Source organism: Trinickia symbiotica (assembly GCF_002934455.1).
In the GTDB taxonomy this organism is placed as follows: domain Bacteria; phylum Pseudomonadota; class Gammaproteobacteria; order Burkholderiales; family Burkholderiaceae; genus Trinickia; species Trinickia symbiotica.
Genome location: NZ_PTIR01000001.1, coordinates 663,810 through 676,415, shown reverse-complemented (window position 1 = coordinate 676,415; position 12,606 = coordinate 663,810). Strand labels below are relative to the sequence as shown.

Here is a 12,606-nt window from a genome sequence, read left to right as displayed (position 1 = left end):
CATCGCGGTTATTCCGATCGATGCTCGAATGCTCTCGTCTTGCTCGTATTGTGCTGATGCGTGGGAAGCGAGGGCATGGGGCAGGGTCCTACTGCTCCAGTAGGAAAGATGCTCGAAAGTCCCGGTATGTGGACCGGTGGGGCTGACCCTGAGCACCGCGTGCCACTTTCGAGCATGGGGCGGACCGATCGGGGCCCGATCCGCTCAAAAGCCGCGTGGCATGACGAGATCGGCGGCTCGAAGATGCGATCGGGCGTCCAATGGGATCTTCAGCCAGGCGAACACGCTCATGTCTTGATAGCCCGGCGACGCCCGGTAGCCTACGCCACCCCCGACAATGAGATTCGGCGCCACGAGGATGGCGAGCGTCGTCGTATCTTCGCCGAACGCGCCCGAAGCGCGGCCCGTGAAGAGCTCGCGCGTGGCGTAGCCGATGCGGCCCCCGGTTTTGAAAAGGAATCGATGATCCTCGGCGGTTTGGGCGTTGAAAACGAGCCCGGCTTCGCGATTCGATTTCGGACTCCAATAGCCCGCATAGGGCCCGTCGAATCGATTGGCGTCGTATCGGTATGAGCTGAGCCGAATTTCCGGTCCGGCATTGAGCCAGCTCCATCCTTTTACCGAGAAGTCTCGCGTGAGCGCGAGACTTGCCGCATAGAACGGGTTGAATGCGGTATTCGTCGCCGTGACCGTACCGCCTCCCAGCGTTTCGCCGACGTACCATGCCGTCCGACCGATCGGTTCCCGCGCGGCCACTTCGAGCGAAGACGAGACGGCCGGGCCCGATCCCGACAGGCTGCCTTCGTATGCGCGCAGCGAATCGTAGATGCTGTCGCGCATGGCGGTGATGCGCACGAACGATTGCTCGTTCTGAGCGACGCGCTGGTATTGAATCTTGCCGAGTACCTGAGTCGGGCCGCGGCCCGGCATCTCGATCGCCGCGCCGGCGACGAGCTCGCCTTCGTTCCAGTCGGTCCGCGCCGCGGCGGCAAAGAGCTTGCCCCAAGCACGGCGTTCGCCATCATCGAGCCGCATGACCGTGGCGTCGAGGCGCAATGAGAGCGAAGGGGTCGGCAAAAGTACAGCGGACAACTGCGGGATCGTCCAGACGGTCAGCTTGTCCCGCCCCGGCGTCCCGGATTTTCGGTCCAGCGAGAAAAGCGACTGCAGCGCCGCTTCGTGCCCCTCGATCGAGTGTCCCGCGAGCGAGCGGGCTCGAGCATCGAGACCAAGGCGCTCGTCGTGCTCGGCAAGCATCTGGCGGGCGGCGACCGGCGTGCGCGAACCGTTTTCGGCGACTAGCGCATCGAGCGCCGGATAGTCGTGGGCGGCGGCGGACGAGAATGCCAGGCCTTGCGCGTACTCGTCGTTCTGCGGCGCTTCGCGGTGCAGCGTGCGGAAAATGTCCTCGGCTTGCATCGGGCGTTTGCTCGCCAACATGGCCCAGCCGATCATCGAGCGCGTCGCGGCATCGCGTGCCCCGCCCGTTTCGTCGATGAGTTTCAGCGCGGCATCGACCTCGGCGGGATTGCCCGACGCTTTCGCACGCTGGAGCGCGATTTCCGCGTGCAGGCGCCGCCCCTCCGGTGTCGTCAAGGCGCGCGATTCGGCTTCCGCTTCTTCGAGTCGGCCTTGATGCATCAGCGCCAGAGCGAGGCCGAAGTGCGCCGGCGCCGGGTCTTCCGCGCCCTTCAGTGCCTCGCGGAAAAGGCGCTCCGCGGTTGCGTCGTCGTGTGCTTTCTCCTCGAGCCAACCAGATGTCTCGAGCGCGGCGCGGTCGAGCGTGACGGAGCGATCGGCTCGCAGCGCGCGCGAGTAGCCGAGGGCATCTTCGTAGCGGCCTGCCGTATTCGCCGCGTACATGTGCTGCAGTTCGATGTCGGTGCGGATCTTGTGCAATGCCGGCATCTCGAACGCAGGGTCGGCGAGCAGGCGATCGACGTATGCCGCCGGAAGCGCGTTGGCCGCTTTCCACGCGGTGCCCTCGAGCTCGGGCCCGACGGGGCAGGTATGCAGCAGCTGGAGGTAGCTCGCGTAAGCCTGCTCGGGATGGCCCGTCGCTGCCAAGTGCTGAGCGCGATCCCATTTCGCCGGCAGGTCCGCGCAGCTGGGCGCTTCAGCCGTCGGTGCGGCGTAGGCGCGCGATTTGGCCGTCGGTGCTACGTAGGCGCGCGTTCGGCCCGTCGTCGTTGGCTTGCGCTTGTGATCGACATTGCCGTGCGTCCCGGCGGCGGCGGGCTCCGCGAGCTTGACGGAATTCTGCGCTGCTGGCGCGTCGCCCCAGGCGCCTTGCGCCGATACCGATTGGCGCGACGCCTGCGGCGCCCGGGGCGACGCAGGTGACGATTGCTCCCCCGCGGCGTTTTGCGCGGAAAGGAGAGCGCCGAAAGCGGCGAGCGCGAGCAGGCTCTTCATGGTTGTCGCCCGGACCTGGAGTCGGGGAAGGGGGGCTTGCCCGCTGCAGCGAGCCGCTCGGCGACCTGGGCTTTCAACGCCGCATTGAGAAAGACAAAGCAGGCGAAAAGCAGTGCCGTCAGAATCGACCAGAAGACCACCGGATCGGCGAGGAAAAGCCGGACTTCCGCGATGGGCGAGCGCCGCGCGACCGCGAGCGGGATGGCGGAGTCGGCACGCGTATCGAAGAGCGTGGCGCGTTGCGTGAACAGCGACCAAACGGCCGGCCGGCGCAGCATGTCGACCGCGCGGCTCACGGCGGCATCCGAGATCCCGAGCAGCGCGATGCGCGGTGCGGGGCCGTTGCGGCCGGGAACCGACACAACCTGACCGGGTTGCAGTGGCGGATAGGCGGGCAAGAAGCGCCGTAGCCGCGGCGACAACGCGGAGTCTTGCCCGAAGAAATAGCTTGCCTGGCTCGCGTCGGCGGAGAAATCCATCGCAACGTCGGCGATGGCGCCCGTTGCGCGGGCATGCAGCGCGGCGAAATTGAGCGCTGCTCGCATCAGCGCGGGGTTGGCCTCGGCCAGCGTCATCGCCATGCGCGTTGCCGGCGTTTGAACGGTCGTCGCGCTATCGATGGTCATCGCGGAACGAGCCGGAAGCGATGCGGTCGTGTCCGCGAACGCCTGCGCCGCTCGAAGACAGTCGGCGTCCGTGTTCCCGGAAAGAACGACGATGACCGACTTGCCGTCGCGAGCCGGATAGATGCCGAGGAACGGGCCGCTGATGGTGCGCACGACCGATTCGGGCAGCAAGTCGGAAAGTGCGCTGCGCGTGCCGACGAGCAGCATGTCCGCCCCGTCCTCGTCTTCTTGCTCCAAGCCCCACGAAGCGGGGTCGCGAGGCCAGTCGAGGAGCTTCCTGTCGCTGCGATACTGGACGGCGACATCGACCTCTCGCATACGCGCTGCGATGCCTTCGACGGCGAGTGCCGCGGCCCCCAGTCGCTCAGGCGATATCGCGCCCCGCCCCAAGTCGACCGTGACGGTGCGCGGCAGCCACGAGCGTCCGTCGAATGCGAGCGGCAACTGCGCCAGCGTGGGCGCGGCGTTCGGACGAAGGCCAGCGAAATCGAGCGTAATCGAGGATCGAATGTCGTTCGTCGGGGCCGCGCGCGTGCCCGCGTCGTCGCCGCTTACCGGTGCCGTGCGCGGCACGAGGGCCACCTGGATGCTGTTGATCCCGGGCACGAAGGCTTGCGGCGGGAGGGCCAGTGTGTTGTCGCTCGCCCCGGCATCGGGGGCGGCATCGGCATCGGCGGCACGAACGCCGTTGATCCAAACGACGTACTTCGAATCCGCGGGCGGCGGGTCGGCAGGCACCAAGTGGAGGCGCACGCCGCTCAGCGCTTCGCGGGGCGCGAGTTCGACGATGATCGCATGGCCGGCGGCAGCGGCGCCGCCGGTGGCTCGAAGCGCCGAGAATGGCCGCGTCGCCGTCTGTCCGAGGGCGGACGCCGCGACCACGCACAGCAAGCACGCGGCGGCGGCGTGGGCCCATCGGTTAGCCATGGAAGACCTTTCGGCCAACATGCCGAGCATGCGCATGGGCGCCCTTCGCGGAGAGGGCAAGCATGCCGATGAAGGACCTGAGGAAGTTCGCCCGCGCCTCGCGCTGCTTCCACTGGCGCAGCCATCGTTCGCTGTCGCCGTAGGCCAGCACGACGGCGGCGCGCTCTTCCTCGGCCGATTGCGGGGTATAGAGGCCGACGTATTCTCCTCGCGCGCTATCGGCGGCGCTGATGACGCGAGCGTTGAGCAGTCGGTTGCCGAACCTGAGCGCGAAGCGCTCGAGCGATAACGGCTCGTGCAAGCGTATGCGCAGTCCGATTTCGTTGGCATCGACGAGCAACGCTTCTCGTTCGCCGAACGGACCGACGAGCGTAACCGGGTCTCCCATGACGATGCGCGGTCGCACGCGGCGCTGCGCTTTTTCGAAGAGGGCGCCGAGCGCGCCGAAGCTCAGAAAGAGGTTGAAGCCGATCCATGCGACGGCCGCCACCAGGATCGCGCGCGATTCGGGTTCGAGCGCGAGGCGAACGCCGCCCCATATGAGGCCGACTAGCGAGCCGACGAAGATGGCATAGAACGGCAATCGGAACTCGCTGATAAAGTCGATGTCGCTTTTTTCTCCTTTCGGAGTGACCTGAAATATCGGCGAGTTGGGTCGCAAGAGCGCCGAAACCAGGGCGGGAAGGACGTAGAACGCTTGTATCGTCTCGTACAGCTCGGACGAGAAGATGCGCCTGAAGCGGCCGTTCAATCGCTCGGCGGTCAAGACGGCCGAGACGAGATAGGGCAGCGTATAGCCGACGAGGTTGTTCGCTCCACCCGGATACGTCTGCAGCTTGAAGACGATGCTCACGATCGGCACGGCGAAAGTGACGAGGCGCGCGAACGGGAAGAACCAGAAAAGACCGACGGACGAGTAGGCGACCCGCTGCGTCAGCGACAGCCCGCGGACGAACCACGGATTTTGCTTCATCAGGATCTGCATCATCCCGACGCCCCAGCGGATGCGCTGAACGAGGAAACCGGAGATCGTCTCCGGCTGCAGACCCGCCACCATCGGCCGACTCAAGTAGGCGGAGTGCCATCCGCGCTGATGCAGCTTGACGGAGGTCGAGGCGTCTTCCGTAATCGAATCCGTCGAGAATCCGTCGATTTCCTCCATGGCGGCACGCCGCACCACGGCGCCGGAGCCGCAGCAAAACGACGCATTCCAGGTATCCAGGCCCTTTTGCACCACTCGATAAAAGAGGTCGTTTTCGGCCGGCGTTCGACTGAACAGCCCGAGATTTTTTTCGACCGGATCCGGATTCGTGAAGAAGTGAGGGGTCTGCACGAGGGCGATTTTCGGATCGGCGAGAAAAAAGCCGACGGTGGCCCGAAGGAAGTCGCGGGTCGGCACGTGATCGGCATCGAGGATTGCGATCAGATCGCCCGACGTGCTGCGCATCGCCGTATTGAGATTGCCGCTCTTCGCGTGCGCGTTCGATTCGCGGGTCAAGTAGACGGCGCCGTGACGTGCCGCGAGCGCCTTCAGCCGCTCGGCGCGTTCGGCGAGTTCCCGCCTTTGCTCTGCGCGTTGCGCTGTCCTGGCGCGCGGAAAGCCGTCGTCGAGCACGAAGACGCGAAATCGTTCCTTTGGATAGTCGATTTCCACGGCGCCGCAGACGGTCGGTGCAACGACGGACAGCGGTTCGGAATACGTGGGGATGTAGACGTCGACGAAGGGCAGCGCCCGCGGATCGTCAGGCAGTGGGAGCGGCCGCCGCTCAAGCGGCCGAGCGCTCACGAAATAGCTGAGCAAAGAGACGCCCATGCAATAGAGCTCGGCCGCGAGCAGCGCCGCCGCGACGAGTTCGGTCGGCAAGCCGCCGCCGATCGGAAAGGATGCGAAGCGCCAGGCGATGTAGCGCGTAATGAGAAAACCGCTGAAAGCCAGTAGCAACGGCCGCGTGAGCGGCGTCTGCACCGGAACGAGGATCGCGAAGACGGCAAGCAGCCCACATGCGTTGGCGATCGGGTGCGGCAAGCCGACCGAGAGAATGGCGAGCGCGGCGAGTCCCGCCAGCGAAAGCACGGCCGTCAGCTTGTAGACGTTCGGTAGCATTTGCGACTTCCGCGCGTATTGATCCGACGATATCCAGTCGGCAATTAGTACGAGCATAGTAAGAAATTCGCTGCAATGCCATGTCTGTCGTTGGCGGATGCTGTACCGCTTTGCGGCAAGGCGGCGGCAAGACCCGACCGGTCCGGCTTGCGAGTTGGCGATTCATGGTTATACTAAAAAATCCGACGAAACCGACCCTGATTCAAACCCAAATACGGAATGCCGGAAGCAGTCAGGCGTCGGGCGATAACGAGAGAGGGCGTGCATGGCCACACCGAACGAGCAACGCGAGGCACTGACGTTGATGCATCAGATGGGGCTCAGCGATGGCGCCATCGAACGACGCAAGAAGATAGTCGGTCTCGACTCGACCGACGTCACGCGAATTGCCGCGATTAGGGACCCGGTGCTGCACCGGCTCGACGAATATGCGGGCATCTTCTTCGATCATCTCGCGGGTCTCGATGAAGCTCGCCCGCTGCTCCAGAACCACGCGCTTGCCGATAAAGCGAAAAGCCTCAAGAAAGACCATTTGCGCGCAATGGTATCGGGCGATTATGGCGTAGCCTATGTCGAGCAGCGCATCGAACTCGGCCTGCTCTATGCGGTGGCCGGTCTCGACACCCGGCTTTTTCTCGGCGCCTTCCATCATCTGTTGCGCAACATCGGCGTAGACGTCGTGAAGCATGCAGGGCATGCGGCCTTCGATGCATTCGAGAGCTACATGTCGCTGAAGAAGGTGGCCTTTTTCGATATCGGCCTCATCGTCGACGTACTCGTGTTCGAGCGCGAGCGCGTCATTCGCCAGCAGCAGGAGGCAATACGCGAGCTCTCCACGCCGGTGCTGCAGTTGCGCGAGCGCCTGCTGCTTTTGCCGATCATCGGCGTCATCGACACCTATCGCGCGCGGCTCATCACCGAAAGCCTGCTGCAGGAGATCCGGGCCACCCGCGCCCGCGTCGTCGTCATGGATATCACGGGCGTCGCCACGATCGATTCGCGCGTCGCCAATCACATCATGCAAACGGTCGCGGCGGCGCGCCTCATGGGGGCGCAGGTCATCGTGACCGGCATCAGCGCCCCCGTGGCTCAGTCGCTCGTGGCGCTCGGCATCGAGCTCGGCACGCTCGACACCGTCGGCGATCTTCAAGGCGGCATCGAGCGCGCCGAACACACGCTCGGCTATCGCTTGATGCAGGCGGGCGCGCCGGAGCTCGTCGACGGCCGTTGGAACGGGGCGAGCTAAGACCGTGTCCGTTCCGATCCTCAAACAAGGCGATGTGCTCATCGCGTCGATTCAATCCGCGCTGTCGGATCAGGATCTCATCGACCTTCGCGACGGGTTCGCGGAGCAGATAGGGCGCTTGCGGATCAAAGGTGTTCTCATCGACGTGACCGCACTCGACGTGCTCGATTCGTTCGCGACGCGCACGATGCGCGCGATCGCCTATGTCGCGAAGCTGCGCGGCGCCGCGACGGTTGTCGTCGGCATTCAGCCCGACGTGGCGTTCGCGATGGTGCAACTCGGGCTTTCGCTCGATGGCGTCATCACTGCGCTCGATCTCGAAGAGGGGCTCGCGCATCTCGGCGGTCAAGCGAGAGGGGGCCGCCACCATGACGGGTGAGGTGCGGGTCCCGATCGAGCGCGAAGCCGATATCGTCACGGCTCGCCAGAAAGGCCGCGAGCTCGCCGCCGCGACGGGATTTTCGACCACTGACCAAACGATCATCGCGCTCGCGATCTCGGAGATGGCCCGCAACATCGTCTCCTATGCGAAGAGCGGCGAGATCGTGCTCTGCCGCCTCGACGACGGCGCGCGCAAGGGCATTCAGATCGTCGCTCGGGACGAAGGGCCGGGCATTCCCGACATCGAGCTCGCGATGCGTGACGGGTACTCGACGGGGAGGAGCCTTGGCGTCGGCCTGCCCGGCACGAAGCGCGTCATGGATGAATTCGAGTTGACGTCGGCGCTCGGCAAGGGCACGACGATCAAGATGAAGCGATGGCTGAGATGATAAGCCCTACCGTCCCGCCAGGAGGCCCCATCGTCGAATGGGGGTGGGCGGGTCGTGCGCTCGACGGGCCGTCGGGCGATCTGCACGTCGTTGTCCCGTTCGATGGCGGCACGCTCGTCGCACTGCTCGATGGGCTTGGGCATGGCGACGCCGCGGCGGCCGCCTCGCAGGCTGCCGTCCCCGTGCTCGAAGCGCATGCGTCCGAGCCAGTCGCGCGCCTCGTGCAGCGATGCCACGAGGCGCTGCGCGGGACGCGAGGCGCCGTCATGACCCTGGCGTCGTTCGACGCGCGCGATGGCTCGATGACGTGGACTGGGGTGGGCAACGTCGACGGCATTCTCCGCCGCGTTCGCGACGGCCAGCAGCGGCGCGACGAAGCGATTGCGACGCGCGGCGGCGTCGTCGGCTATCGGCTTCCGCCGCTGAAGGCCGACCGGCTCCCGTTGTCGCGAGGCGACACGCTCGTCATGGCGACAGACGGCATTCGAAGCAATTTCTCCGCTGGCGTGACGATGGAGTACAGCCCTCAGGAAATCGCCGAATCGATTCTCGTTCGCTACGGGAAGGATTCGGACGATGCGCATGTCGTCGTGGCCCGCTATCTCGGAGCCGGCTCATGACCACGCGGCTCGACGCGCTCGTCGACGAATACGTCTCGGGTCTCGAGGCGTATCTCGGGCAGCGCGACGAGGCCGCACGGACACGCGCCTACGAATTGGGTCGGCGTGCGATGGTCGAGGGCTTGGGCGTGCTCGAGATGGCCGCGCTGCATCGCGCCGCATTGGAGGCGCTCGTGTTGCCGGCTGCCGCCGATCGACAGGAACGGCTCGATGCTTCGACGGAGTTTTTCAACGAACTGCTCGCGCCGTTCGAGATGTCGCTGCACGGCTATCGAGCGGCGCTCGCGGCGAGCGAGGAGCGGTTTCAACTTGCCGTGAGCGGCGCGACGGCCGGACTGTGGGACTGGAATCCGCAGAGCGGAGAAGTCTATTTCTCGCCCCATTTCAAGGGAATCATGGGCTATGCGGATCACGAGCTGCCCAACGAGGGTCGTGCACATCTCGATGCAGTCCACCCAGACGATATCGGCCGCGTGAAGCAAGGGCTGGACATGCATCTGCGCGAGCGCCGCCCGTACGATGTCGAGTATCGGCTGCGCACGAAATCGGGTGGTTTCCGATGGGTTCAATCGCGCGGGCAGGCGTTATGGGACGATGCCGGTGAGCCCTATCGGATGGTGGGGTGGATCATGGACATCACGGATCGCAAGCGTGACGAGCAAGCGCTGCGCGTTTCGCGTGAAGAACTGCGGCGCCTGTCGGCGCATATCCAGCGGATTCGTGAGGAGGAGAAGGCCCGGATCGCGCGCGAGCTGCACGACGACCTGGGGCAGCAACTGACCGCGCTGAAGATGGCCGTGACGCTCGTCGAGCACAAGGGCTCGAACCGCGCGGCGCCGCCGCTATCGCAGGGCGACCTGCGCGGCATGTACGCGATGATCGATCAACTCATCGATTCCGTGCGGCGGATCGCGGCGGATCTGCGTCCGGTCATGCTTGACGATCTCGGGCTGATTCCGGCGATCGAATGGCTCGCCAGCGACTTTTCCGCACGCTATCAGGTCAAGGTGATCCGGCATATCGATGTCGATGCGATCGAGTTCAATCGCGAATGCAGGATCGAGGTGTTTCGCATGGTGCAGGAGGCGCTGACGAACGTTGCGCGCCATTCCGGCGCGACCGAGGTGGTGCTCGACATCGTCCGGCGCGATCCGCATTGCATCGTACGCGTCGTCGACAATGGCCGCGGCGCCGCCGCGCGGGACTCCCGCCCCGGCCGGCACTCGTTCGGCCTGATCGGTATGCGAGAGCGCGCGGCGTTGCTCGGCGGCGAAATCCAGATCCGCACGACGCCGGGCTCGGGCTTCGAGCTGACCGCCATCTTGCCGCTCGCGGCCGTCGAAGCGCGCGAATAGAAATAATTCGGCGCGTCGGAATCGGTTCCCGCCGTCGGCGTCTCGCGCGCGGCCGCGCTCGCTTCAGAGCGGCTTGTCCCAACCCCAATCGATTGCGTCGTTCCACTGCTTGAGCGTCACCGTCACGCCTGCGCCGACAATCGAATCGATCTCGAACTCGTCGACGAGACGCCGTGCGCCGGCCAGGCCCAGGCCCAGCCCATCGCCGGTCGAATAGCCATCCTGCATCGCCTGCGCTACATCGGCGATGCCCGGCCCCCAGTCGCGAGCGAGAACGGCAACGCCACGGCGTCCGCCGTCCGCGAGAGTGCCGAACGAGAGCTCTCCCTTTCCGGCGTGCACGAGGATATTGCGCGCGATCTCAGTGACGGCGGTTTCCAGCGCCGCGATCTTGGGCGGTGGAAGTGCTTCCTGCGCACCCAGCTCGCGAACGCGGCGCCGCGCAACCGCGACGTCCGAATCGTCGCGGATAGCCAGACGGTCGGCGGGTCCGGGCGCTCGGTTCTCGGTCATGATCCGAACCTGCTGGCGGACGCGAAGACTTCCCCGAATCCGCGATGCGCAGGGCGCGATGGCACAGCGTTGAGCCGACTCATGGCCCCTCCTGCGGAGCGAGCGAAACTGCCCAATAAGATAAGCGAAGGCCCGGATGCAAGCCAATGTTTTGTTACCGGAGTAATCTGTCCGACACGCGCGAGCGCGGCAGACAAGGGTCGCGCTGATCGTTCGCTCGCGCAATCTGCTCTTTCGTTCGATCGCAGTTGCAGTTCCTCTTGCGCACGCCGGGCGTTTCATCCGCCGCTCGCGCGCGCCCGCAATCGTCAAACGAATCCAACGAGAGTCCTCATGAAAGCATCCGATTTGTTCGTCAAGTCGCTCGAAGCCGAAGGCGTCGAATACGTATTCGGCATTCCGGGCGAGGAAAACCTCGATCTGCTCGAGTCGCTGCGCCGCTCGAAAATCAAGCTCGTGCTGACGCGCCATGAGCAGGCGGCCGGTTTCATGGCCGCGACGTACGGGCGGTTGACGGGTCGCACGGGCGTGTGCCTATCGACGCTCGGCCCCGGCGCCACCAACTTCGTCACGGCCGCGGCCTACGCTCAGCTCGGCGGCATGCCGATGCTGATGGTGACGGGCCAAAAGCCGATCAAGACGAGCAAGCAGGGGCACTTCCAGATCGTCGACGTCGTGCGCATGATGGAGCCGCTCACGAAGTACTCGCGGCAAATCGTCTCGATCGGCAATATCCCCGCGCTGGTGCGCGAGGCGTTTCGCCGTGCCGAGGAGGAGCGGCCGGGTGCAACGCATCTCGAGCTGCCCGAAGACGTCGCGCACGAAGAGGGCGACGGCAAGCCGATTCCGAAGAGCTACAGCCGACGTCCCGTCGCCGAGGAAAAGGCCGTCGCGCATGCCGTCAATGCGATCGGCGGGGCGAGGCACCCGCTTCTGATGATCGGTGCCGGCGGCAACCGCAAGACGACGCGCAAGGTGCTGCGCGAATTCGTCGATCAGACAGGCATCCCGTTCTTTACGACGCAGATGGGCAAGGGCGTGATCGACGAATCGCACCCTCTGTGGCTCGGGAACGCGACGCTTTCGGACGGCGATTTCGTGCACCGCGCGATCGATCACGCGGACTGCATCATCAATGTCGGGCACGATGTGATCGAGAAGCCGCCGTTCTTCATGCGCGGCGCCGACGCGGGCGAGAAGACGGTGATCCATGTGAATTTCCTCGGTGCCGAGGTCGATCCTGTCTACTTTCCGCAGATCGAAGTCGTCGGCGACATCGCCAACGCGGTATGGCAGTTGAAGGAGAGCCTGAAAACGTGCGAAAAGCGGTGGGACTTCACGCGCTTTACGGAAATCAAGGAGCACTTCGAGGCGCACCTCGTGAAGGGGCAGCATGACGACCGGTTTCCGATGTACCCGGTACGGATCGTCAACGACGTCTACGAGACGATGCCCGAGGACGGCATCATCTGCCTCGACAACGGCATGTACAAGATCTGGTTTGCGCGCTATTACCGCGCGCACGAGCCGAACTCGCTGTTGCTCGACAACGCGCTCGCGTCGATGGGGGCGGGCTTGCCTTCCGCGATCGCAACGAAGATCGTGCATCCCGATCGCAAAGTCATCGCCGTCTGCGGCGACGGCGGCTTCATGATGAACTCGCAGGAGCTCGAAACAGCCGTGCGGCTCAAGCTCGATCTGGTGGTGCTGATCTTGCGCGACGATGCATTCGGCATGATCCGCTGGAAGCAGGAGAACATGAACTTTCCGGACTACGGGATGACGCTCGCGAATCCCGATTTCGTCGACTATACGAGGAGCTATGGCGCCCAGGGTCACCGCGTCACGTCGGCTGCCGAGTTCGCGCCGCTCGTACGCGATTGCTTCGCGACGCCGGGGGTGCATGTGATCGACGTGCCCATCGACTATTCGGACAACGAACGCGTGCTCAATCGCGAGATCAAGCGCTTGTCGGCGCGGATTTGAGCCGCAGCGCATTGCTTTTCCTAAGCGAACGAATCGCATCCAGG

At 64.9% G+C, this 12,606-nt stretch carries 10 protein-coding genes; 6 read left to right on the top strand and 4 right to left on the bottom strand.

Going from position 1 to position 12,606, the window contains the following annotated elements; translation table 11 throughout:
* Positions 1 to 204 precede the first annotated feature (204 nt).
* The 3 genes from B0G57_RS03065 to bcsA are packed head-to-tail and all read right to left on the bottom strand — an operon-like array spanning position 205 to position 6,072.
* On the bottom strand, positions 205 to 2,415 hold the full coding sequence (locus B0G57_RS03065) for a tetratricopeptide repeat protein (RefSeq protein WP_026229376.1): 2,211 nt from the start codon (positions 2,413 to 2,415) through the stop codon (positions 205 to 207).
* Positions 2,412 to 3,968, bottom strand: a complete 1,557-nt coding sequence (locus B0G57_RS03060) for a cellulose biosynthesis cyclic di-GMP-binding regulatory protein BcsB (protein ID WP_158256596.1) — start codon at positions 3,966 to 3,968, stop codon at positions 2,412 to 2,414. Before B0G57_RS03060 ends, B0G57_RS03065 begins: the two co-directional genes overlap by 4 nt.
* Complete coding sequence (gene bcsA, locus B0G57_RS03055) at positions 3,961 to 6,072, bottom strand: UDP-forming cellulose synthase catalytic subunit (protein ID WP_158256595.1); 2,112 nt, start codon at positions 6,070 to 6,072, stop codon at positions 3,961 to 3,963. Before bcsA ends, B0G57_RS03060 begins: the two co-directional genes overlap by 8 nt.
* Before the next feature lie 265 nt (positions 6,073 to 6,337).
* Here bcsA and B0G57_RS31260 point away from each other — a divergent pair, with 265 nt between their 5' ends.
* From B0G57_RS31260 to B0G57_RS03030, 5 genes are read left to right on the top strand one after another with little or no spacing between them, the layout of a single operon-like run.
* The gene (locus B0G57_RS31260) at positions 6,338 to 7,318 is read left to right on the top strand and encodes a protoglobin domain-containing protein (protein ID WP_018439123.1); all 981 of its coding nucleotides are present in this window, start codon (positions 6,338 to 6,340) and stop codon (positions 7,316 to 7,318) included.
* 4 nt (positions 7,319 to 7,322) lie between these two features.
* Complete coding sequence (locus B0G57_RS03045) at positions 7,323 to 7,697, top strand: STAS domain-containing protein (RefSeq protein WP_018439122.1); 375 nt, start codon at positions 7,323 to 7,325, stop codon at positions 7,695 to 7,697.
* On the top strand, positions 7,687 to 8,088 hold the full coding sequence (locus B0G57_RS03040; protein ID WP_018439121.1) for an anti-sigma regulatory factor: 402 nt from the start codon (positions 7,687 to 7,689) through the stop codon (positions 8,086 to 8,088). The genes B0G57_RS03045 and B0G57_RS03040 overlap by 11 nt, the downstream gene beginning before the upstream one ends.
* Positions 8,076 to 8,708: a SpoIIE family protein phosphatase gene (locus tag B0G57_RS03035; RefSeq protein ID WP_199189618.1), complete on the top strand. Its 633-nt coding sequence runs from the start codon at positions 8,076 to 8,078 to the stop codon at positions 8,706 to 8,708. Before B0G57_RS03040 ends, B0G57_RS03035 begins: the two co-directional genes overlap by 13 nt.
* On the top strand, positions 8,705 to 10,063 hold the full coding sequence (locus tag B0G57_RS03030) for a PAS domain-containing protein (protein WP_018439119.1): 1,359 nt from the start codon (positions 8,705 to 8,707) through the stop codon (positions 10,061 to 10,063). Before B0G57_RS03035 ends, B0G57_RS03030 begins: the two co-directional genes overlap by 4 nt.
* A 63-nt stretch (positions 10,064 to 10,126) precedes the next feature.
* Here the strand turns inward: B0G57_RS03030 and B0G57_RS03025 are convergent, their stop codons facing one another.
* A complete protein-coding gene (locus B0G57_RS03025) occupies positions 10,127 to 10,576 on the bottom strand; it encodes an ATP-binding protein (RefSeq protein ID WP_018439118.1) in 450 nt (149 codons plus the stop codon).
* 333 nt (positions 10,577 to 10,909) lie between these two features.
* On the opposite strand from B0G57_RS03025, the gene B0G57_RS03020 reads away from it, so the two are divergent.
* Positions 10,910 to 12,562: an acetolactate synthase large subunit gene (locus B0G57_RS03020; RefSeq protein ID WP_018439117.1), complete on the top strand. Its 1,653-nt coding sequence runs from the start codon at positions 10,910 to 10,912 to the stop codon at positions 12,560 to 12,562.
* The last annotated feature ends 44 nt before the right edge of the window (positions 12,563 to 12,606 follow it).

Excerpts from the sequence above, each read along its gene's own strand:
- B0G57_RS03065 (WP_026229376.1), bottom strand. The coding sequence starts at position 2,415 with ATGAAGAGCCTGCTCGCGCTCGCCGCTTTCGGCGCTCTCCTTTCCGCG.
- B0G57_RS31260 (WP_018439123.1), top strand. The coding sequence starts at position 6,338 with ATGGCCACACCGAACGAGCAACGCGAGGCACTGACGTTGATGCATCAG.
- B0G57_RS03025 (WP_018439118.1), bottom strand. The coding sequence starts at position 10,576 with ATGACCGAGAACCGAGCGCCCGGACCCGCCGACCGTCTGGCTATCCGC.
- B0G57_RS03040 (WP_018439121.1), top strand. The coding sequence starts at position 7,687 with ATGACGGGTGAGGTGCGGGTCCCGATCGAGCGCGAAGCCGATATCGTC.
- B0G57_RS03030 (WP_018439119.1), top strand. The coding sequence starts at position 8,705 with ATGACCACGCGGCTCGACGCGCTCGTCGACGAATACGTCTCGGGTCTC.
- B0G57_RS03020 (WP_018439117.1), top strand. The coding sequence starts at position 10,910 with ATGAAAGCATCCGATTTGTTCGTCAAGTCGCTCGAAGCCGAAGGCGTC.
- B0G57_RS03060 (WP_158256596.1), bottom strand. The coding sequence starts at position 3,968 with ATGGCTAACCGATGGGCCCACGCCGCCGCCGCGTGCTTGCTGTGCGTG.
- bcsA (WP_158256595.1), bottom strand. The coding sequence starts at position 6,072 with ATGCTACCGAACGTCTACAAGCTGACGGCCGTGCTTTCGCTGGCGGGA.
- B0G57_RS03035 (WP_199189618.1), top strand. The coding sequence starts at position 8,076 with ATGGCTGAGATGATAAGCCCTACCGTCCCGCCAGGAGGCCCCATCGTC.